17 protein-coding genes and 1 pseudogene are annotated in these 22,399 nt (G+C 51.3%); 10 read left to right on the top strand and 8 right to left on the bottom strand.

Annotated elements, in window-relative coordinates:
* The first annotated feature begins 54 nt into the window (after window positions 1-54).
* Window positions 55-3,831, top strand: a complete 3,777-nt coding sequence (locus KAH19_RS09685) for a phosphoribosylformylglycinamidine synthase (RefSeq protein WP_210684427.1) — start codon at window positions 55-57, stop codon at window positions 3,829-3,831.
* Between the two features lie 181 nt (window positions 3,832-4,012).
* Here the strand turns inward: KAH19_RS09685 and KAH19_RS09680 are convergent, their stop codons facing one another.
* On the bottom strand, window positions 4,013-4,195 hold the full coding sequence (locus KAH19_RS09680; RefSeq protein WP_210684426.1) for a hypothetical protein: 183 nt from the start codon (window positions 4,193-4,195) through the stop codon (window positions 4,013-4,015).
* Between the two features lie 9 nt (window positions 4,196-4,204).
* Between KAH19_RS09680 and KAH19_RS09675 the strand changes: the two genes are divergently transcribed.
* Window positions 4,205-4,867, top strand: a complete 663-nt coding sequence (locus tag KAH19_RS09675) for an ADP-ribosylglycohydrolase family protein (protein WP_246869357.1) — start codon at window positions 4,205-4,207, stop codon at window positions 4,865-4,867.
* A 79-nt stretch (window positions 4,868-4,946) separates the two neighbouring features.
* On the opposite strand, the gene KAH19_RS09670 is transcribed toward KAH19_RS09675, so the two are convergent.
* From KAH19_RS09670 to KAH19_RS09660, 3 genes are all read right to left on the bottom strand, one after another.
* Window positions 4,947-5,216 carry a DUF1294 domain-containing protein gene (locus KAH19_RS09670; protein ID WP_210684425.1) on the bottom strand — a complete coding sequence of 90 codons (270 nt, stop codon included), beginning with the start codon at window positions 5,214-5,216 and terminating at the stop codon, window positions 4,947-4,949.
* A gap of 34 nt (window positions 5,217-5,250) precedes the next feature.
* Window positions 5,251-6,477, bottom strand: coding sequence for a [FeFe] hydrogenase H-cluster maturation GTPase HydF (gene hydF, locus KAH19_RS09665; protein WP_210684424.1), 1,227 nt, complete (start codon window positions 6,475-6,477; stop codon window positions 5,251-5,253).
* A 522-nt stretch (window positions 6,478-6,999) separates the two neighbouring features.
* A complete protein-coding gene (locus tag KAH19_RS09660; protein ID WP_246869356.1) occupies window positions 7,000-8,052 on the bottom strand; it encodes a nicotinate phosphoribosyltransferase in 1,053 nt (350 codons plus the stop codon).
* A 166-nt stretch (window positions 8,053-8,218) separates the two neighbouring features.
* On the opposite strand from KAH19_RS09660, the gene KAH19_RS09655 reads away from it, so the two are divergent.
* The 7 genes from KAH19_RS09655 to KAH19_RS09625 all read left to right on the top strand — a co-directional run bounded on the left by KAH19_RS09655 (window position 8,219) and on the right by KAH19_RS09625 (window position 17,104).
* Window positions 8,219-9,319 carry a glycosyltransferase gene (locus KAH19_RS09655; RefSeq protein ID WP_210684422.1) on the top strand — a complete coding sequence of 367 codons (1,101 nt, stop codon included), beginning with the start codon at window positions 8,219-8,221 and terminating at the stop codon, window positions 9,317-9,319.
* A 239-nt stretch (window positions 9,320-9,558) separates the two neighbouring features.
* Window positions 9,559-10,683: a DNA-processing protein DprA gene (gene dprA, locus KAH19_RS09650; RefSeq protein ID WP_210684421.1), complete on the top strand. Its 1,125-nt coding sequence runs from the start codon at window positions 9,559-9,561 to the stop codon at window positions 10,681-10,683.
* Between the two features lie 11 nt (window positions 10,684-10,694).
* Window positions 10,695-12,995, top strand: coding sequence for a type I DNA topoisomerase (topA, locus tag KAH19_RS09645; protein ID WP_210684420.1), 2,301 nt, complete (start codon window positions 10,695-10,697; stop codon window positions 12,993-12,995).
* Window positions 12,996-14,324 (top strand): methylenetetrahydrofolate--tRNA-(uracil(54)-C(5))-methyltransferase (FADH(2)-oxidizing) TrmFO, encoded by a 1,329-nt coding sequence (trmFO, locus tag KAH19_RS09640; RefSeq protein WP_210684419.1) that lies wholly within the window; start codon window positions 12,996-12,998, stop codon window positions 14,322-14,324.
* Window positions 14,325-14,527: 203 nt separating this feature from the next.
* Complete coding sequence (locus tag KAH19_RS09635; RefSeq protein WP_210684418.1) at window positions 14,528-15,499, top strand: YafY family protein; 972 nt, start codon at window positions 14,528-14,530, stop codon at window positions 15,497-15,499.
* A gap of 268 nt (window positions 15,500-15,767) precedes the next feature.
* Window positions 15,768-15,983, top strand: coding sequence for a helix-turn-helix domain-containing protein (locus KAH19_RS09630; protein WP_210684417.1), 216 nt, complete (start codon window positions 15,768-15,770; stop codon window positions 15,981-15,983).
* Between the two features lie 125 nt (window positions 15,984-16,108).
* The gene (locus KAH19_RS09625) at window positions 16,109-17,104 is read left to right on the top strand and encodes a bile acid:sodium symporter family protein (protein ID WP_210684416.1); all 996 of its coding nucleotides are present in this window, start codon (window positions 16,109-16,111) and stop codon (window positions 17,102-17,104) included.
* Between the two features lie 79 nt (window positions 17,105-17,183).
* Here KAH19_RS09625 and KAH19_RS09620 read toward each other — a convergent pair whose 3' ends face one another.
* The gene (locus KAH19_RS09620) at window positions 17,184-17,447 is read right to left on the bottom strand and encodes an Arc family DNA-binding protein (protein WP_210684415.1); all 264 of its coding nucleotides are present in this window, start codon (window positions 17,445-17,447) and stop codon (window positions 17,184-17,186) included.
* Between the two features lie 174 nt (window positions 17,448-17,621).
* Between KAH19_RS09620 and KAH19_RS09615 the strand changes: the two genes are divergently transcribed.
* Window positions 17,622-20,543, top strand: coding sequence for an insulinase family protein (locus KAH19_RS09615; protein ID WP_210684414.1), 2,922 nt, complete (start codon window positions 17,622-17,624; stop codon window positions 20,541-20,543).
* Between the two features lie 94 nt (window positions 20,544-20,637).
* On the opposite strand, the gene KAH19_RS11125 is transcribed toward KAH19_RS09615, so the two are convergent.
* The 3 genes and pseudogenes from KAH19_RS11125 to lexA all read right to left on the bottom strand — a co-directional run bounded on the left by KAH19_RS11125 (window position 20,638) and on the right by lexA (window position 22,377).
* Complete coding sequence (locus KAH19_RS11125; RefSeq protein ID WP_371816705.1) at window positions 20,638-21,207, bottom strand: O-acetyl-ADP-ribose deacetylase; 570 nt, start codon at window positions 21,205-21,207, stop codon at window positions 20,638-20,640.
* A gap of 3 nt (window positions 21,208-21,210) precedes the next feature.
* Window positions 21,211-21,546, bottom strand: a pseudogene (locus KAH19_RS11120) (SseB family protein); the annotation flags it as partial.
* Window positions 21,547-21,711: 165 nt separating this feature from the next.
* Window positions 21,712-22,377 (bottom strand): transcriptional repressor LexA, encoded by a 666-nt coding sequence (gene lexA, locus KAH19_RS09605; RefSeq protein ID WP_050787083.1) that lies wholly within the window; start codon window positions 22,375-22,377, stop codon window positions 21,712-21,714.
* Between the last annotated feature and the right edge of the window lie 22 nt (window positions 22,378-22,399).

Raw genomic sequence — 22,399 nt, 5'->3', positions numbered from 1 at the left:
GATACATAAATAGCAAGTATTCACCTCGAAAAAATTACATTGGAGGCCGTGTATATGAGTAACATTAGAAGACTTTTTGTAGAAAAGAAGGATGCCTTTGCTGTCGAAGCACATGGCTTGCTGGCAGACCTGCGCAACAACCTCGGTATGAGCAATCTTACCGGTATGCGTATCGTTAACCGCTATGACGTGATGGGCCTGAGCGATGAAGAATTCGCTATGGCTAAACAGCTGGTGCTGTCCGAGCCGCCTGTCGACAATGTCGTAGAGGAGGAACTGCCGCTGGCTGCAGGCGAGGCTGCCTTCGCTGTAGAGCTGCTGCCCGGTCAATACGACCAGCGCGAGGATTTTGCCGAACAATGTATCCAGCTGATTACCCAAAAGGAGCGCCCGATGGTTGCTGCTGCTAAGGTATATGTGCTGGAAGGCGAGCTGACTGCGGAAGAAGTTGAAAAAATCAAGGCTTACTGCATCAACCCGATTGAAGCGCGTGAGGCTGAGCAGGCTAAACCCGAAACCCTCATCAGCACCTGCGAGGAACCGGAAAAGGTTAAATCCGTTACCGGTTTTTTGACCATGTCTGAGGAAGAAGCGGAAGCACTGCGTCAATCCATGGGCCTGGCTATGAGCCTGGACGACCTGCTGTGGTGCCAGAAATACTTCAATGAAGAGCACCGCGAGCCGACTATTACCGAAATCCGTGTGCTGGATACCTATTGGTCCGACCACTGCCGTCATACCACCTTCATGACGCAGATTGAGGATGTAGATATCGTTCCCGGCACCTTTACCCAGCCTGTACAAGAGGCTTATGACAAATACATGGCTGCCCGTGACGAGGTTTACGGTGAAGACACCGAGCGTCCGGTAACCCTGATGGACATTGCCGTAATCGGCATGAAGAAGCTGCGCAAGGAAGGCAAGCTGGCTGACCTTGACCAGTCCGAAGAAATCAACGCATGCTCTATCGTTGTGCCTATCGAAATCGACGGCAAAACCGAAGAATGGCTGGTAATGTTCAAAAACGAAACCCATAACCATCCGACCGAAATCGAACCGTTCGGCGGCGCTGCAACCTGCCTCGGCGGTGCAATCCGTGATCCGCTGTCCGGCCGTTCCTATGTATATCAGGCTATGCGTGTAACCGGCAGTGCCGACCCGCGCACCCCGATCAGCGAAACCCTGCCCGGCAAGCTGCCTCAGCGCAAGATTACCATCGGCGCAGCTGCAGGCTACAGCTCCTACGGCAACCAGATCGGTCTGGCAACCGGCCATGTACAGGAATACTACCATGATAAATTTGTTGCGAAGCGTATGGAAATCGGCGGCGTAATCGGCGCTGCTCCCCGTAGTGCAGTTCGCCGTGAGCGTCCCGCTGCCGGCGATATCGTAGTGCTGCTGGGCGGCAAAACCGGCCGTGACGGCTGCGGCGGTGCAACCGGTTCCTCCAAGGAGCACACCGTTGACTCCCTCATGAGCTGCGGCGCAGAGGTACAGAAGGGCAATCCTCCGACCGAACGCAAAATCCAACGCCTGTTCCGCAACCCTGCCGTAACCGCAATGATCAAACGCTGCAACGACTTCGGTGCAGGCGGTGTATCCGTTGCTATCGGCGAGCTGACCGACGGTCTTGTAATTGACCTCGATAAGGTTCCCAAGAAATACGAAGGCCTGGACGGCACCGAGCTGGCTATCTCTGAATCTCAGGAGCGTATGGCTGTTGTTATCGCTGCCGCTGACCGCGATGCCTTCATCAAATATGCTGACGAAGAAAACCTGGAAGCAACTGTTGTTGCCGACGTTACCGAAGAACCGCGCCTGGTTATGTTCTGGCGTGGCGATAAAATTGTTGACCTGTCCCGCGCTTTCCTCGATACCAACGGCGTTGCACAGCACACCAATATCGTAGTAAGCGAAGAAAAAGAGGACAACGTATTCGAGCAGGTTCCTGCCGAAGTAACCTCTGCTGCTGACCTGGAGGCTGCATGGCTGGCTAACCTCGGCCGTCTGAATGTCTGCAGCGAAAAGGGCCTGTCCGAGCGCTTTGACAGCACCATCGGCCGTGGCACCGTAATGATGCCGTTCGGCGGCAAAACTCAGCTCACTCCGAGCGAAGGCATGGTAGGCCGCATCCCCGTGCTGCACGGTAACACCACCGCAGCCAGCGTAATGGCCTGCGGCTATAACCCGAACGTTGCCTGCTGGAGCCCGTTCCACGGCGCTATGTACGCAGTAACCGAATCCGTAGTTCGTGCCGTAGCTCTGGGTGCTGACCCCGCTAAGCTGCGCCTGACTCTGCAGGAGTACTTCCCGAAACTGCATGATGCCAACAGCTGGGGCCAGCCGTTCAGCGCACTGCTGGGCGCTTTCACCGCACTTGATGCTCTGAACCTGCCGGCAATCGGCGGCAAGGACAGCATGAGCGGTACCTTCATGGACAAAACCGTTCCGCCGACACTCGTTTCCTTCGCCGTAGGCGTAATCGACGGCAACAAGGCTGTATCTGCCGACTTCAAGGCAGCAGGTGACAAGGTAATCTTCCTGTCCTGCCCGCGCAACAGTGCCGAAGTACTTGATTTTGCAGCCCTGAAGGAAAACCTGACCGCTGTACACAAGGCTATGGAAGCAGGCAAGATTGCTGCTGCTGCCGCTGTTAAAGAGGGTGGCGTAGCTGCACTGGTAACCACCATGAGCTTGGGCAACGAGCTTGGCTTTGAATTCATCAAACCGTTCCATGATACCGACAGCCTCTTCACTATGCAGCCCGGTGGCATGGTTATCGAGCTGGCAGCCGGCATAGAACCGGAAGAGCTGTTCGAAGGTCTGGATTACATGCTGCTCGGCCACACTACCGCCGAAGCAGGCATCACCATCAACGACACCAAGATTGACGCTGCGAAAGCCTTTGCCGCATACCGCGAGCCGCTGCTGGGCATCTTCCCGGACGGCACTCCGAAGGCAGAGGAGCCTGCTGACATCGCTATGCCGCTGTACAAGAGCGAGCTGACGCTCACCGCTCCGGTGAATATCGCCAAACCGCGCGTATTCATCCCCGTATTCCCCGGCAACAACTGCGAATATGACAGCGCGCGTGCTTTTGAAGCTGCAGGTGCCGAAGCTAACACCTTCATCGTGCGCAACCTTACCGCTGCTGCTATCGAAGAATCCGTAGAAGCAATGGTTAAATATATCAACAACTCCCAGATTGTGATGATTCCCGGTGGCTTCAGCGCCGGTGACGAGCCTGACGGCAGCGGCAAGTTCATCGCTACCATGTTCCGCAACCCGCGCATCAAGGAAGCAATCAGCGACCTGCTCGAAAACCGCGATGGCCTGATGCTGGGTATCTGCAACGGCTTCCAGGCACTGATTAAGCTCGGCCTCGTTCCGTATGGCGATATCCGCGACATGACCAGCGATGCACCGACACTGACCTTCAACAACATCGGCCGCCATATTTCCCAGATTGTTACCACCAGAGTTGTTTCCAACAAATCTCCGTGGTTCAGCCTGTGCGAGCCCGGCGAAGAACATGCAGTTGCCGTATCTCACGGCGAAGGCCGTTTCTACGCTCCGGAAAGCACTATCAAAGAGCTGTTCGCTAACGGCCAGGTTGCTACCCAGTATGTAAATGCTCAGGGCGTACCGACCATGAACACTCCGTTTAACCCGAACGGCAGCCTGTATGCTATCGAAGGCATCACCAGCCCCGACGGACGTATCCTCGGCAAGATGGGCCACAGCGAGCGCTTTGCTCCGGGCCTGTTCCGCAACATTGCGGGCGACAAGGATCAGAAGATTTTCCTGTCCGGCGTAAGCTACTTCAAATAAGCTGAGGCTTAATAACGACACAATAAAACGCTCTGCTGACCGTAAGGTTGGCAGAGCGTTTCTTTAGCTTTATATGCGTATATTTTGGCTATCCTCAAAAACCGCACAAATCGTACAAAACCGTACAAACGCAGGCCGGGCAAGGCTTTGCGCGTGTACGGTTTTTGTTATGGTGTACGGTTTAGACGATTTTCAGCTCTTTAACGAGAGCGTCCTGCAGCAGGCTGCTGAAATTGATATTGGCATCCAGAGCGCACCTGTTGAGCCATGCAGGAATAGTCAGCGTCTTTTTAACAGACCTTGTATTCTTCGCCAGGTCTATTTTTGACTGGATCAAGGAAGTATAGGTATTGGGTTCGGTCAATTTGATGTTTTGAAGAGCAAGCCTGATTTCAGCGATTTGCGCAAGCAGGCTGTAGCAAAGATGCGTGCCATTGGTAATGCATATCCTGATGCCGGTTATGGCGGAACGTTTTCCTGCTGGCTTAATTTCGACGACCCGCAGCCTTATAACAGCTATGGCAACGGTTCGGCAATGCGCGTGAGCGGTGTTGTCTATGCTGCGAATACCATGGAACAGGTCAAACAACTTTCGCTGATGGTGACAGACGTGACGCACAACCATCCGGAGGGCATCAAGGGAGCGGAGGCAACTGCTGTGGCAGCCTTTATGGCTAAGCAGGGTGCAGATATGCAAGCTATCAGGGATTACATTGATGCTAACTATTATCCTATGAACTTTACGCTCGACGGCATCCGCGATTCCTATATGTTCAATGAAACCTGCCAAAATACCGTACCGCAGGCATTGATGGCCTTCTTCGAGTCGACAAGCTATGAATATGCTATCCGTAATGCTATTTCTATCGGCGGCGACAGCGACACGCTGGCAGCAATCACCGGTGCGGTAGCAGAATGCTACTACGGCATTCCGCAAAAACTACGGGAGCAGGGCATGAGCTATCTGGACGAAAGACTGCTTGGTGTGTTGCGCGCTTTTGAAGCAAAGTATCCACCGAAGGTTGCGGAGTTATAAGTGCAACACAAAAACCGTACAGCCCCAAAGCCTTATGCAGCAAGGGGTTGTACGGTTTTGTACGGTTTTTAGAGAGCGCTCAGCCCTTATAGAAAAAATAGCTGATGAGTGCTACCTGCAGGAAGAAAATGAGCGGTACGCCGAAGATGAACTTCAAATGCTGTGTCTTGTGGCGGAAAAGCTGCATGGCAATAAACGCGCCTGCGCTGCCGCCGAGCGCTGCCAAAAGCAGCAGCACTATTTCCGGCACACGCCAGCTATGCAGCTTGGCGAAGGCTTTATCCGCACCGTAGACGACAAAGGCGGTGCAGTTGATGAAGATCAGGTAATAATATAAAAAGCTGTGCATGGTTCATACCCTCACTTTCTCCTGTTCAGCTGCTTTACTCCAGCAGCTTAGCGATATCCGGCAGGGGAGCGACGCTGCGCTTTAAAATGCCGTGCATATAGGCAATGGCAATGCCGTAGTTGGTCATGGGGACGTTCTGCGCTGCAGCACACTCGCTGCGGCTTTGCATTTCGCGTTCGTTGAGCATGCAGCCGCCGCAATGCACTACGAGCTTGTATTGGGACAAATCCTCGGGGAACTCCGTGCCGCTGCTGAAGCAGAATTCAGGCTCCGCTTTGGTAAAGCTGCGAATCCAGCCGGGAAGCTTTACTGTGCCGATGTCCTGACATTGGCGGTGGTGCGTGCAGCCCTCGCTGATGAGTATCTTATCGCCATCCTGCACTATATCGAGTACACGCACTGCCTCCACGGCAGAGCTGAGCGTGCCCTTGTAGCGCGCCATGAGGATGGAGAAGGAGGTTAACGGAACTGTAGGCGGCACAATTTTGCTTACTGCGCCGAAGGCCTGGCTGTCGGTTACGACGAGCTTAGGCGGGAAGGCGAGGCGTGCCAGTGCTTCCGCCAGTTCGCTTTCCTGTACGGTTACGGCGATGCCCTTGTTATCGAGCACGTTGCGCAGTACCTGCTGCTGCGGCAGTATCAATCTGCCCTTGGGTGCAGCGCTGTCAATCGGCGTTACGAGCACTACGATGTCGCAGGGCTTGATTAAATCGCCAAGCAGCTGGCGTTCTACCTCACGCGGGCGCAAAGCGGCGATAGCCTCCTTCAGCTCGTTGATGTTGCGGTTGGTGATAGCGCTGACGAGGAAGCATTGCTTGGTGAGCTTCATGGCCTCCATAGTGAGCAGTGCCTGGCGCATTTCGTCGAGCAGCTCTACCTTGTTCAGCACGAGGATGGAGGGCAGCTTTTTCGCCTGCAGCTGCTGCCACAGCGCTTTATCCGCTTCGCTGAGGCCTACGCTGGCATCTACAACGAGCAGAGCGATGTCGCACTTGTTCAGCACCTGCTGAGCCTTAGCGATGCGCTGTACGCCCAACTCACCTTCATCGTCGAGGCCGGGGGTGTCGATAATCATCACGGGGCCGAGAGGCAAAAGCTCCATAGCCTTATATACAGGGTCGGTAGTGGTGCCCTTTTGTTCGCTGACAATGGCAAGCTCCTGACTGGTGATGGCGTTAATCAGGCTGGACTTGCCGGCGTTACGCTTGCCGAAGATGCCGATGTGGGTACGTTCGGCAGCGGGAGTTGTATTCAATGACATGGTGGGTTCTCCTTTTTATGTAGATGAAAAATATTACAAAGATATATTGTATTTCGGAGAGTAAGTATCTCTACGGTCAGCAAAAATTGGGATTCGCTGTAACATTTATTCTCTATACAACGCTTAATCTCCTTTACTTTGATACGAAAAATATCATAGAATGAGCTATAGTCGGAGAATTAGTGTCCTTTCGGTCAGCAAAAATTACGGTCGCTCGTTGCGTATGGAACCAAGACAAAGTTCAGCAAAACTCGCGCGAAGCCAAGAGATTGTACTGTACGAGCAAAGCATAGCGCTCAAACAATGCGCCCGCATTTGGTTCCAAACACTCACTCGCTGTAATTTTTATTCCCTGCATGACACTATATTCTCCTGTTTTTACGTTGTACTTCAAGCTAAACTTCTAACTGACTTTTACGTTGCAGTTCTATTTATACTTTTAACTAAGCTTTTAGGTTACTATGGTGTTCGTATAGCAAAAAAGGCTGCAGCACTTTCGCACTGCAACCTCATTGTTGCAAATTATTTTACAAGCTCCATTTTGGGGTTAGGATTGTATTTACGGCCGGCCTTAGCGCAGTCCTTGCCGTCAACCTTAACGATATCAGCAGTGTAGTTGATGTTGCCGTCGAAGAAGGAAGAACCTACCGCATAGGTATCAACAGGCACGCCCATTTCCTCAAAGGCTGCTACGCGCTCAGCGTCAAAGCCGCCGGAAACGATAATCTTAACGTGGTTGAAGCCTTCGGCATCCAGCGCACGGCGAACGTTGCAAACAAGCTCCTTGCAGACGCCGGTCGGCTTAAAGGTACCAATCTGAGTCCACAGGCTCTTGTCAACCATGCTGCCGGAGGTATCCAGACGCACACCTGCCAGCTTTTTGCCCAGCTTGCGGGCAACAGCCAGAGAAGTGTTTACGCAGTCGTTGTCAAAGTCAACCAGAGCGATACGTGCGATAGACGGATCAACATATTTATCGAATGCTTCGGTAGCAGCAACAGTGTCACCCTTATAGGAAGCAATCAATGCGTGGGGGATAGTGCCCAACCCCCTGCCGCCTGCTGCCAGAGCGTTGGCGTCGGTAGAGAAGCCGTGGATGCCGCCAACCAAAGCTGCATAGCCGTCGGATTCCTGAGTCTGGTAAATATCATAGCGTGCAGGGAAGAAAAGCACCGGCTTGCCGTTGGCAGCCTTCACTACGCGGCGAACATTGGTAGCAATGCGGCTCTGACGTGCCAGAATACCCAGATAGATGGTTTCCAGATGCGCAAAGTCGGCATAATCGCCTTCGATAGTCATAACGGTTTCCCATTCGTCAACCTCTTCGCCGTCACGCAGGGAATGAATTTCGATAGTTTCCGGATGGAAAGCGCATTGACGGATCAGAGCAATGACCTCGTCGGTACCGCAAACAACAACATGGTCACGGGCGAACACCTGCATCAGCACGCGCGGATGGTAATTATCACCGTTTAAGATTTCTTCGGAACGCATAAAATATGCGTCAGTATAGTAACCTTCTTTAATTTTTTCTACAGGAAAGCTAAAGCTTTCAACAGGTCTTCTTGTAGTCATTTGATGAGCCTCCCAAAAATTTCTCACGAATTTTACTCTTTGCGAGAACATTAACTATTGATTGTAGTTAAAAATATGATACAATATAAAGGCTATGATAGCAAGCCTTTTTCGCAAAAAAATTCCGATTAGCTATATTTCAGATACAATATAGATGGTGATACATATGCACGAAACACGAAAAAAATATACTGTGCTCCTGCTTTCGGCACCCATAGGCTCGGGACACAGGCTGGCAGCCGAAGCGCTGGAGCAGACTTTCGCCGACCGTCCGGAGGTTGAGGTCATCCACGGCAACATCTTCGACTTCTTCCCGCAGTTTCTGGGCAAGGCCTTTCTCGGCACCTACCTGTGGATTTTAAAATGCTGCCCCTGGCTTTATAAGCTAGCCTACAGCTGGGGCAACAAGCAGGGCGGCTCCTTATGGCTGCGTGAGCTGTTAAACCGCCTCCTGGCGTGGTTAGGCGGCAGCTACCTGCGCAGCGTACAGCCCGATGCGGTAATCGCTACGCACGCTACACCCGCAGGCATCATCGGCTATTACAAAAAGCAGCATCCCAAGCTTTGGCTCGGCGCCGTAGTAACCGACTTTACGATTCACCGCTGGTGGGTTTGCGATGGCGTGGATACCTACTTTATCGCCGACGAGCTGCTGCGTGACAAGCTCACGACAACTGCCGACATTCAGGCTACGGGCATTCCCGTGCGTCAGCAGTTTATGATTAAGCACGATAAGCAGAAATGCCGCGAGTTCTTCGGCTGGGACGAAAACGAACGCGTCTGCCTGCTGATGGGCGGGGGAGAGGGCCTGCTGCCGATGGCCGAGATTATTACAGCACTGCAGCGCGCCGCTCTGAAAAACCTGCGCGTTGTTGCCGTCACCGGTCACAATGAAGCGTTGGCCGCACAGCTGCAAGCCAAATACGGCGCTACGGCCGAAATCTACGGCTTCCGCGAGGACGTACCGCAGCTCATGGCCGGCGCTGATATGATTATCACCAAGGCCGGCGGTTTAACCTCTGCCGAGGTACTGGCGAGCGGACTGGACCTTTTAATCTACAAGCCGCTGCCGGGGCAGGAGGAGGGCAACGCCGCCTTCCTGCAGCAGTATTGCGGCGCTCTGGTGGCACGTTCTACCGACGAGCTGGTGCAGCATATCAAAAGCAGCACGGCAAGCCCGCGTGAGGCAACAGCCTGCAGCGAGCATGCCCATCCTTTGGCAGCACAGCAGATTGTCGACTACGTTATGCAAAGACTGCAAAAATAATTTTCGGACTCCTTCGCATGAGGGAGTCCTTTTGCTGTATATAGGCCGATTTTTGTGCGTTTTCGTGAAGAATTTACCCCGCATTTTGCTGACGATTTCTTCTATTGTATAATTAATTTACTTGACCAATACGAATTTCATCATTATAATGTAAGAAAATCGCATATTATGAAGGCTGTGGCATGAAGTTCCGCTCTGACTGCATAATCATGTATTTATTACAGGAGGAGTGTGACCTTATGGATACCTTATATCTTGCCGCTGTCTGCGCTGTTGTCCCCGGTCTGGGACGCAGCAGAATACCTGATCTGATTAACGCTTTGGGCAGTGCCCGCGCTGTTTTTGAAGCAAGTGCCGCCAAACTCACGGCAACAGGGCTTTGTACGCCGCGAGCAGTGCAAAACTTTATCAGCAACCGTGATGCACGCCTGCCGCAAAGGCTGGATTACTTCTGCCGTCATAACGGCGTGCAGATACTGGCCTATACCGATGCTGCTTATCCGCAAAGCCTGCACCAATTAAGCGACAAGCCCTTAGTTTTGTACGTCAAGGGCGAGCTGCCGCAGGCAAATTATGCTTTGGCCATCGTCGGCTCACGGCGCTGCAGCGAATATGGCGTGCGTGCCGCAGGCTACTTTGCCAAGGCGATGACGCGCGAGGGCATACCCATCATCAGCGGCGGTGCCAAGGGCATTGATACGGCGGCGCACGAGGCCTGCCTGCAGGCCGGAGGTACGACGGTAGCAGTATTAGGCTGCGGGTTGGATATTGTCTATCCGCCCGAAAACGCCAAACTGTTCGCCCGCATTGCTGAGCAGGGCGCATTGGTGACGGAATATCCGCCGGGAGTTCCGCCCGCAGCGGCCAACTTTCCTGCACGCAACCGCATCATCGTCGGTCTGTCGCAGGCCGTACTGGTAGCAGAGGCAGGCAAGCGCAGCGGCGCTGTAATTACGGCGAACATCGCTGCTGATGAGGGACGTGAGGTTTATTGCGTACCGGGGAATATTTTCGACGGCAGCAGCATAGGCTGTCACGAGCTTATCCGCACCGGTGCCAAGCTGGTAGATATGCCACAGGATATTTTAGACGATAAAAGAAGCTGGCAGCAGGCGATGAACCGCCGCATAACCCAGCCGAGTATATTTGACTGCGCGCAGCAGGAACCAAAGCCTGCGCCCGCACCTGTCACAACGGAATTAGGAGCGAAGCTGCTTGCGCTTTTGCAGGCAGGAGCGCTTTCTTTAGAAAAGCTTACGGAGCAGAGCGGAGCCGCTTTTGCTGCCGTGAGCATGGAACTGCTTGACCTGCAGGCCGCCGGACTGGTGGCTACAGATCAGGCGCAGCGTTACTACCGAAAGTAGGAGGAACATAAATGGCAAAGACTCTGGTTATCGTGGAATCACCTACGAAATCCAAGACTATCGAAAAATTTTTAGGTAAAAACTATACTGTAAAGGCTTCAATGGGACATCTGCGCGACCTGCCGAAAAGCACCCTGGGTGTAACCTTTCTGCCGGACGAGGAGCATGCAAACGAATTTGAGCCGAAATATATCAACATCCGCGGCAAGGGCGATTTGATCAAATCCCTGAAGGCTGAAGCCAAAAAAGCCGACAAAGTTTTACTGGCAACTGACCCTGACCGCGAGGGTGAAGCAATCAGCTGGCATCTGGCATTTATCCTGGGAATTGACCCGACATCTGCCTGCCGTATCGAATTTCATGAAATTACCGCTGCCGCTGTCAAGGACGCTATCAAGCATCCGCGCTGCATTGACATGGATATGGTTGATGCACAGCAGGCACGCCGTATTTTAGACCGCATCGTAGGCTATCAGCTGAGCCCGTTGCTGTGGCGCAAAATCCGCAAGGGACTCAGCGCCGGCCGCGTACAATCCGTTGCTACCAAAATCGTTGCTGACCGCGACCGTGAAATCGAAGATTTCGTGCCGGTAGAATACTGGACGTTAAGCGCCAAGCTGCGTGAAGGCAGCAAGGGCCAGCTCTTTGAAGCTGAAGCAGTAAAATATAAGGGCAAAAAGCTGGAGCTGCACAACGAGCAGGAGGCCAGAGCTGCGGAGGAGGCACTTTCCAAGGCTGATTATATTGTAAGCGACGCAGTAAAAAAAGAACGCAAGCGTCACCCCGTACCGCCGTTTACTACCTCCAGCATGCAGCAGGAGGCCAACAAAAAGCTCAACTTCAGCGCTAAAAAGACCATGATGCTTGCACAGCAGCTTTATGAAGGCGTATCTCTGGGCAAAACCTCCGTTGGCCTGATTACCTACATGAGAACCGACTCCGTGCGTCTGGCAGAGGTTGCCATTAGCGAAATCCGCGACTATATCAAGCAAAACTTCGGCAGCGAATTCTGCCCGGCGAAGGAAAACCATTACAGCACCAAAAAGAACGCTCAGGACGCGCATGAGGCGATTCGTCCGACCAGCGTCATGCGTACCCCGGCCGAGATGCAGGAGCACCTCACCAACGACCAACTGAAGCTGTATACGCTCATCTGGAACCGCGTTGTTGCCAGTCAGATGACGGACGCTGTTTATGACGTTACCACCCTGACAATTGATGCTGCCGACTACCAGCTGCGTGCAACAGGCTCCGTACTGAAATTCCCGGGCTTCTTGCAGCTGCACAGCAAATATGACGATAAAGAAAAGGACTCCAAGGTTCCTTATGTTGAACCCGGCAGCAAGCTGCTGCTTTACAAGCTCATGCCGGCAGAACAGCACTTCACCGAGCCGCCTGCGCACTTCACCGAAGCAACGCTCATCAAGGAGCTGGAGGAGAAGGGCATCGGCCGCCCCAGCACCTTTGCACCTACCATCGTTACACTGCTCACCCGCGGTTACGTTGTTAAGGATGCCAAAAAGCTGCTCGTTACCGAGCTTGGCATTATGACCGTGGATATGCTCACCGAATATTTCAAGGAACTCATCAACATCGGCTTCACCGCCCAGATGGAGGAAAAGCTGGATGAGGTTGCCGAGAAGAAGCACACCAAGGACGAAGTCCTCAGCGAATTCTACGGTCCCTTCAAAAAGGAGCTGGACCACGCCGGCGTGGCAATTCCTATCGTTGAAATCCCGCTCGAGGTATCCGACGTTCCCTGCGACAAGTGCAACGACGGCACCATGATGGTTATCCGCGAAGGACGCTTCGGCAAGTTTCTGGCTTGCCCCAACTTCCCCAAATGCCGCAATACCAAACCCATTCTGCACCCGATTGGTGTTAAATGTCCTAAGTGCGGCGCCGATATCCTCGAACGCAAGAGCAAGACCGGCAAGGTATTCTATGGCTGCGAAAGATATCCAGACTGCGATTACACCACTTGGGATAAGCCGCTTAACGAAGAATGTCCGGAATGCAAGCATATGATGGTAGAGCACGTGGAACGTAACGGCAGCAAGCGCAAATTCTGCAGCAACCCGGAATGCTCCAAGGCAAGACCGGTATATGCTTCCAAAACAGCTGCAGCAAAGACTACGGAAGCTAAAACAACCGCAACCAAGAAAACTACGGCGTCTAAAAAGACTACCGCTAAGAAAACTACTGCTACCAAAACTGCTGCGAAGAAAACCACTGCAGCAAAGAAAGCTACTGCAACTAAAGCAACTACTGCAAAGAAAACTATTACAACTAAGAAAGGCAGCAAGGAATAAATGACTATCTCTCCTGTACACGTAATCGGTGCGGGCCTGGCAGGCTGCGAAGCCGTTACCCAGCTCACGCGCCATGGTATCCCTGTAATCCTGCACGAAATGCGTCCCGTAAAAAGTGACGAAGCACATAAAACCGCATATTTTGCCGAGCTTGTCTGCAGCAACTCCCTGCGCGCAGGCAACATTGAAAACGCTGTCGGACTGCTGAAGGAAGAAATGCGCCGTTTAGGCTCCCTCATCATGCAAAAGGCTGACGAGCATCAGGTGCCTGCCGGCGGCGCTCTGGCTGTTGACCGCGACGGCTTTGCCGCTGCCGTAACCGAAGCAGTGAAGGCCAATCCGCTCGTTACCGTCATCCACGAAGAGGTGACCGACCTGGAAAGCCTCGAAGGCACTGTTATCGTAGCCAGCGGCCCGCTGACCAGCGACGCGCTTTTCGCCGATATCAAAAAGCTGCTGCAGGCTGATTATCTGCACTTCTTTGATGCCGCAGCACCGATTGTTACCGCCGATTCCCTGGACTATGACAAGGTTTACCGTGCCTCACGCTACGACAAGGGCGGCGCCGACTACCTCAACTGCCCCTTCTACACGAAGGAGGAATACGTTGCCTTCTGGGAAGCTCTCTGCAATGCGGAAAGCGCTCCCGTAAAGGATTTTGAGCATGATGTATTTGAAGCCTGCATGCCTATCGAGGAAATGGCTGCAAGAGGCGAGGACACCATGCGCTTCGGCCCGCTGAAGCCTGTAGGCCTCATTGACCCGCGTAATGGCAAGGAAGCATATGCAGTAGTACAACTGCGTCAGGATAACGCCGCTGCCTCCCTTTATAATCTGGTAGGCTTCCAGACACATCTCAAATGGCCGGAGCAAAGACGTGTTTTCGGCATGATTCCCGGTCTGGAAAACGCAGAGTTCGTCCGCTTCGGCGTCATGCACAAAAACACCTACCTGAATTCGCCGCAGCTTCTAGATAAGCACTTCAACCTGCGCAGCAATAAGCGCTTCTACTTTGCCGGACAAATGACAGGCGTAGAAGGCTACGTTGAATCAGCAGCATCCGGATTGATGGCCGGTTTGGCTGCCGCAAGAGCGGTATTGGAGCTGCCTGAGGTAGAATTCCCCGACGTAACCGCACACGGAGCACTGGCCAACTATATCAGCAATCCGACGATTGAAAACTTCCAGCCGATGAACATCAACTTCGGCCTCATTCCGCCGCTCACTGTACGCATCCGCAAGAAGAGAGAAAAGAACGCTCAGATTGCAGCACGTGCTTTGGAAGCACTGGATGGCGTTCTGCCTGCGCTTAAAACTGAACAGGCGTAATTTTTAGCCTGTTATCTCTAAAATAAATAAAAAAGCCAAAAATATTTTTAGAGAAAGACAATATGTGTCCTCCCCCTATGGTAAAATTTGCTTATAGCCGGTGGCAAAACGTTTGCTTAAGAGAATGATTGTGCTATAATAAGCTTAAAGAGATTTTCTTACATCAACCGCTTTGCAAATTTCATGGCAGGGAGGAACTAATAATGACAGATTTACGCATCGCAAAGGATCGTTTGCTCTATATGTATTCGCGTCTGGTAGACGGCAAAATGCTCTACAAGAAGGAGGAGGCCCAACGCTTCGGCTGCTCCTTACGCTCTATTCAGCGCGACATAGAAGACCTGCGGTCCTTTTTACATGAGCAGAATGAAGCATCAGGACTGGTGCAGGATTTGGTCTACAATCAGAAGCTCGGCGCTTACCAGCTTGTACCGCCCTCACGCAATCTGCTGTCCAACGAGGAGGTTTTCGCCACGCTCAAAATACTGCTGGAAAGCAGGGCCTTCACCAAAAATGAGCTTTACCCGATTATCGATAAGCTGATTGACTGCTGTATCCCTAAAACGGAGCAGCAGCGTGTGAGCGAGCTTATAGGCAACGAAAAGCTGCTTTATGTAGAACCGCAGCACAAGGATAAGTTCCTGAAGAAAATGTGGGAGCTTAGCGGCGCTGTGCATGAGCATCTGGAGATAATCATCAACTACCGCCGCACCGACGGCGTGCTAGTGCAGCGCAGACTGCAGCCCGTAGGCATCATGTTCTCCGAATTCTACTTTTATTTGGCAGGCTTCATCGTGCCCAAGGAGAAAGAGAAGCTCAAATTCGAGATAGAAAACGATCCCTTCCCGACTATCTACCGCATCGACAGAATCAACAGCTTTAGCGTCACCGAAACGCATTTTGCCGTTCCGTATTCCAAACGCTTTGAGGAGGGCGAGTTCCGCAAGCGCATCCAGTTTATGTACGGCGGCCATCTGCAGCGCCTGCGCTTCCTGTTTAAGGGTGGCAGCTACGAGTACATCCTTGACCGCCTGCCTACTGCCAAGGTAGTAGAGGAGGGCGAAAACGGTACGCTTATCGAAGCAGAGGTTTTCGGCAAGGGCATTGATATCTGGCTGAAAAGCCAAGGCGAGCTGATTGAGGTTATTTCCAGACAGGAGATACCGGTAAACTAAGTACAAAATTCATTTTCACAAAAAATATCTAAAAATTTCTCAAAAAATTTTTTAGGATAGCCAATCTCTGGCTATCCTATTTTTTATAATAAGATTATGCTAAGGCATAACGCAAAAGTAACACTGATTGCCGGCACGTTTTTCAGGAATGCGCCTGTATTTACTTTGGCAAGCAGTATCAAGGCTGTCTTCGCACCTTTTTTTACATGAAGAAATGCCGGAAATACTGTAAGCTATAATCAGTAAGAAGTAGAGGAGTGGATGATATATGTATTGCGAAAAGTATGTAGAAATGGGCAGAAAAATACGTTATTACAGAATCATGCAGGAGCTGGGGCAGGGGATGCTCGCAGAGCAGATAGGCATTACTCCGCAGTATTTGAGCAAAATAGAGCACGGAAGCGCGCGCCCGAGTATGGACCTGGTATTCCGCATCGCCGATAAGCTGCAGGTAAAGGTGTCGCACCTGCTGGAGGCCTGCTGATACTTTAAGCCGGGCATGGATTTTTCCTCCTTTTTGTGGTACAATACCCATGTAATTGCTTCTGCTCGAGGCAATTAACAGCGTGACTGCCCCAGGGCAGCATACATGTAAGGAGGCAATTTAATATGAACGAGCAAAACAGCGTTTTAAACATCATTGGCAAGGTTAGCGGATTGTTATCCAAGTACATCGCCGTCGTGATTTTAATCACCTCTGCGGTTGCTTTTACACATCCGCAAAAATTCATGTGGATTCCGCAGTATACCGCTCTCTTCCTGGGCACGGCAATGTTCGGCATGGGCCTGACCATCAAGCGCGAGGACTTCCAAATCGTCTTTTCCCGACCTAAGGAGGTTATTTCCGGCTGTATCCTGCAATACACCATCATGCCCCTGGCAGCCTATTTTCTGGCTGTAGTGATGAATCTTGATACTGATATCGCTCTGGGCGTTATCCTCGTAGGCTGCTGCCCCGGCGGTACTGCCAGCAACGTTATTGCCTACATCGCTAAGGGTGACGTTCCCTTATCCGTTGGCATGACCATCTCTTCGACTCTGATTGCACCGTTGGTAACACCTGTGCTGGTGTACCTGCTGGCAGGTTCATGGGTTGAGGTAAGCTTTATGGCTATGGTACTTTCCGTAGTGAAGATTGTGCTGCTGCCTGTGCTTGCAGGTATCATCTTAAACAGCCTTTTCCACGAAACCATCGTCAAGCTGGGCGGTATTCTGCCGTTGGTTTCCGTTATAGCGATTGTAACCATTATCGATGGTATCGTTGCTGTCAATGCTGCTAAGCTGATGAGCTGCGGTCTGATCGTAATGCTGGCAGTTGTCCTGCACAACGGCATCGGTATGGCACTGGGCCTGGGCATGGCGCGTCTGATGAAGGTATCCTACGCTAAGGAAACTTCTATTGCTATTGAGGTTGCTATGCAAAACAGCGGTTTGGCGCTTGCTCTGGCAACGGCAAACTTTGCTGCAAATCCGCTGGCTACGCTTCCGGGCGCTATCTTCAGCGTATGGCATAACGTTTCCGGTTCTATTTTCGCCAGCTGCCGTATCAAAGAGGTAGAAGAAAAGCAAAAGCTGGAGCTGAAGGAGCACGCAATAGCAAAATAAGCATAAACACTAAAGGCACTACTGTGAGCGCAGTAGTGCCTTAATTATTTGTATAGCGTAGGGCAGGGGAGCCTATATATTATTTTTTGCTTTTATTATCCAAACCGAAGAGCATTTCCATAGGCTGCTCCGGCGCTTCCTTAACCGTTGCGCCTTTGCTGAAGCCAGGCATTTCCGCCTTGGTCAGCTCAATTTTGCCGTATTGGCGCTCGTAATCATCAATAACCCATTTCAAAATCTGTTCGATTTCCTTATTGACCGAACGGCCATTTATCTTTGCCAAATGCTTCATCTTATTCATAATAATAGGATGAATGCGCAGTGTAAAGCGTGCTTCTTCCATGAATACTCCCTCCAGATTCTGACTATTCTACTAATTATTATAGGCAAGAACAGCGCTTTTGGCAAGGAGATAATCTTTTTTAGCAACAGCTAACTGTTTTTACAAGAATTTCAGACAATAGATATGCAAATATGCTATAATAAATACCATAGTGTAAATTTTTAGGAGGCAACAATGACTTTAGCAATAAATGCCGTATACCACGGCTTTAAGGTTTTACAAGCACAATTTGTAGATGAAATCAGCTCCCAGGCATATATCATGGAGCATATCAAGAGCGGCGCACGCCTTTTGTACCTTGCTAACGATGACGATAACAAGGTTTTTTCTATTTCCTTCAGAACTCCGCCTGCAGATGATACAGGTGTAGCACATATTCTGGAGCATTCCTCTCTCTGCGGCTCCCGCAAATATCCCTTAAAGGAGCCCTTCGTAGACCTCGTCAAGGGTTCTCTGAACACCTTTTTGAACGCTATGACCTTCCCGGATAAGACCATGTATCCCGTTGCCAGCCGCAACGATAAGGACTTCCATAACCTGATGGACGTCTATCTGGACGCTGTGTTCTATCCTTCCTTCTACCAGAACAAATACACCCTGCGTCAGGAGGGCTGGCACTATAATCTGGACAGTCTCGACGGCGAGCTGAGCTACAACGGCGTTGTTTATAACGAAATGAAGGGCGTATATTCTTCGCCGGACGCATATCTGGAAAACGAAGCGCTGAAGGCGCTGTTCCCTGATAACTGCTACCGCTTTGAATCCGGCGGCTATCCGGACGCTATTCCGCAGCTGACTCAGGAAAAATTCGAGCAGTTCCACAAAACCTATTACAGCCCGGAAAACAGCTATATCTATTTATACGGCGATATGAATATCGACGCTACCTTGGAATATCTCGACAGCGAATATCTGAGCAGCTTCGAGAAAACCGGTACTGTTGATTCCGCCATCGCAGAGCAGCAGCCCTTGCTGCGTACTGCGGATATTGAAGCCTTTTATCCGGTTGGGGCAGAGGAGGATTGTACCGCTAAAACATATCACGAGCTTTCCATCGTAACCGGCAAGGCAACCGACCTGCAGACCAGCATGGCTCTGAGCCTGCTGAAAAGCACCCTGCTGGACAGCGAATCCTCCGCACTGCGCCGTGCGCTGATGGACGCAGGCGTGGGCCAGATTATCAACGGCAGCTATACCTCAAGCATGTATCAGCCGGTATTTTCTATTCGCGCCAGCGGCAGTGAGAAGGAGCTGCGCGATAAATTTATTAGCGTTATTTATAAAACATTGCAGGACATCACCATCAACGGCATTGATAAAAAGCTGCTGGAGGCTAACATCAACTCCATGGAATTCAAGCTGCGTGAAGCAGATTTCGGCGGCTATCCCAAGGGACTGATTCTGGGCATCGGCGTTATGGATAACTGGCTGTATGACGGCAATCCGATTGAGGGCCTCTGTTACAACAAATATCTGGCAGCTCTGCGCGAGGGCCTGAAAACCAACTATTACGAAAGCATTATCGAAAACTATCTGCTGGACAACACCCATAAGGTGCTGGTAACTCTGCTGCCGCAGCCCGGCAAGGAGGAGGCAGACCAGGAGGCCGCTGCTGCCAAAATGAGCGCTATCAAGGCACAGATGAGCCAGGAGGAGCTGCAGCAGCATATCGACGAATGCGCCGAGCTGCACCGTCTGCAGGCTACTCCCGACAGTGAGAAAGCACGCGCAACCATCCCTGTACTGAAGCGCAGCGACATCAGGCAGGAGGTAGAGAAGATTGAAACACAGGAAGAGCAGCTGGGCACAAGCCATTTGCTGTATCTTCCGCGCAATACAAATAAAATCGCTTATACCAGCTTCTATTTTGATATTACCGATATGGAAGCCGAAAAGCTGCCTCTGTGCTATCTGCTCACAGATATCATGGGCAAGTTCAACACCGAGCGCTACAGCTATCAGGAGCTGGCAACCAACGCCATCATGTATACCGGTGGTATTGCGTTCGCTGTACGCGCCTTCACCGAAGCAGAATCTACGGATGATTATAAAATTTACTTCTCCACCAAAGGCAAATGTCTCACAGATAACCTGCCGAAAATGCTGGACATTCTGCAGGCTATTGCTTTGGAAAGCAAGATGGACGACCTGGAGCGCTTCCGCGAGTTGGTGTCCGAGCTGAAAACCGATTGGGACGACAACTTCTTCAACCGCGGTCAGACAGTTGCTATCACCAGACTGTTCTCCTATTGCTCTGCCGGCGCACGCGTCAACGAGCAGGATGAGTTCAGCTATTACCAGTTCCTCAAAAAGCTGACGGACAACTTCGACGAGCTGGCACCGCAGGTACTGGAGCAACTGCGCCTGTTAATCAAACGCTTCTTCCAGAAGAATCGTTTCCTGCTCAGCTACAGCTGTGACGTAAAGGAGCAGGCAGCAGTAAAACAGCAATGCCTTGATTTCATCAGCAAGCTGTCTGAGGCAGAAGCAGGGGAGAAGGCTGAGGTTCTGCCCGTAGACACTGTCAACGAGGCTATTGCTACCGCAGGCAAGGTACAATACGTTGCTGCAGGCGGCAACTTTGCTAAGCACGGTCATAAATACGTGGGCGCTATGGCTGTACTGGAAACAATCCTTAGCTACGAATATCTCTGGACCAAAATCCGTATTCAGGGCGGCGCTTACGGCGTTACCGCACGCTTTGAGCTGAACGGTGTAGGCGTGTTTGCATCCTACCGCGACCCGCAGCTGCCGAAAACTCTGGAGGCATACCAAGGTCTGGCAGAATGGCTGAGAAACGAAGAATTCCCCGAACGCGAGCTGAACAAATACGTTATCGGTACCATCAGCACAATGGATAAGCCCCTGACCAACAGCATGCGTCTTGACAAGGCTACTGCGCAATATCTGAAGCACGTTCCCGTAGAGCTGCGTCAGCGCATCCGCAACGAAATCCTCAATGTAAGCAATGCAGACCTGCAAGCACTGGCTAAGGTAGTAGAGGACATGCTCAGCGACGGCCTGATCTGCGTAGTCGGCGGTAAGCAGCCTATCGAAGCCAATAAATCTTTGTTCAACAATATCATCAATGCGTAAATCTGTACGCTGTTAAGTTTACTCCAAAGCTAAGAAAAACCCGTGACCTCCGAAAGAAGTCACGGGTTTTGTTATACGGAAAAGCACTATTTACTTAGTCCAGCTCGCCGTTCTGCGCCTTTTTAACAAGCTCCTGATAAGCGTTATAAACGCCGCTGTTGAAGCAGGTAAGCACAACGCTCATGCCATAGTCGGCGTTAGCGTTAATCCATTCGGTGCAGGTCAAAAGAGCGATACGAGCAGCCTCATCCACAGGATAAGCATAAACACCGGTAGAAATCGCCGGGAAAGCAATGCTGTGCAGATGATGCTTGCGCGCCAGGTCCAGGCTGTTCTTGTAGCAGTCGGCCAGCTCCAGTCTTTGTTCAACCTTACCGTTATAAATAGGGCCTACGGTATGAATAATGTAGCTTGCAGGCAGGTTATAGCCATAGGTAATCTTGGCAGCACCGGTTGTGCAGCCGCCTAAGGTTTTGCATTCCTCCAAAAGCTGCGGTCCTGCAGCGCTGTGAATAGCACCGTCAACACCACCGCCGCCTAAAAGCGTGCTGTTGGCAGCATTGACAATTGCATCGCAGTCCAAAGTAGTAATATCTCCGCGCCAAACGGAAATAGCGTTCTGCTGCTTGTTCTTCTTGGCATCAGTCAGCAGCTCCTTGATCATCTGGTTTTGGATATTGAAGGGAGCGGGGGAAGCAGGGTTAAAGATAATACCCGCAATGCCGTCCATTTGCAGGATAGCTTCAAAATAGTTGACCAAAGGACGGCTGATAACGTTGCAAGGCTCTCCCTGCTCGTAGGCCTCTTTGCTGCTGTAAGCAGTCATATATTCCAGGCCGCTGTCCGTAGTCTGCGTCTGCAGCAGCAGCTGTCCCTCCGGCGCATCGGCAGCAGTAGGAATGAGCACCTCGGCACCTTCCTGCAGCATTACGCTGACTGCATGCAACAGCTTCACCAGATTCGCCTCGCTCTGGTCCGCAGCAAAGAATTGCTGGGCGTTCATGATAATATCAGTATATGGATGTAACATAAGCGTCATCTCCTTTTAAAAATCGTTTACACATATTCATAACTATAATATATAACAAAAAAACAGCTCTGTAAAGAGCTGTTTTTCGTATATGACGCTAAAGTGACATCATTTTACATGCATTTTACAGTCAAGCTATTAGAGCATGCGGAATACAGAAATAACCTTGCCAAGCACCTTAATGTTGTCAGAACCTACAATAGGCTCGTACTTATCGTTTTCCGGCTGCAGGCGCACGCTGCGCAGCTCACGGAAGTAACGCTTAACGGTGGTTTCCTCGCCATCAATCAGAGCAACAACAATATCGCCGTTATTAGCAAAATTCTGCTTACGTGCAATAATGTAGTCATGATCCAGAATACCTGCGTTAATCATGCTGTCACCGCATACGGAAAGCATGAAAACATCATCGTCGCAGCCAATCAGGTCGCGAGGAATAGGATAGGTCTCTTCAATGTTCTCAACAGCAAGAATAGGAACACCTGCAGTAACCTTGCCAACCAGCGGTACCGGAACAAGGAGTTTGTTTCTCCAGGCATCGCTCTCGCTCATCAGCTCCAGAGCACGCGGCTTAGCAGCATCACGCTGAATGAAGCCATACTCCTGCAGCTTCTTCAGATGATTATGCACGCTGGCACTGGAGGATAAACCCACAGCTGCACCGATTTCGCGTACAGCAGGCGGATAACCCTTATGATTAATAAAAGTACGGACGAATTTCAAAATGTTACGTTGGCGTTCAGACAACATATCTTCGGTATAGTTGCCATCAAAGTCCGGCGGGAGTGCTTTTCTTCTTCCCATTTTAGACCCTCCAATCATGTGT

The organism is Phascolarctobacterium sp. Marseille-Q4147 (assembly GCF_017968825.1).
Taxonomy (GTDB): domain Bacteria; phylum Bacillota; class Negativicutes; order Acidaminococcales; family Acidaminococcaceae; genus Phascolarctobacterium_A.
This window is presented reverse-complemented; position numbering and strand designations above follow the sequence as displayed.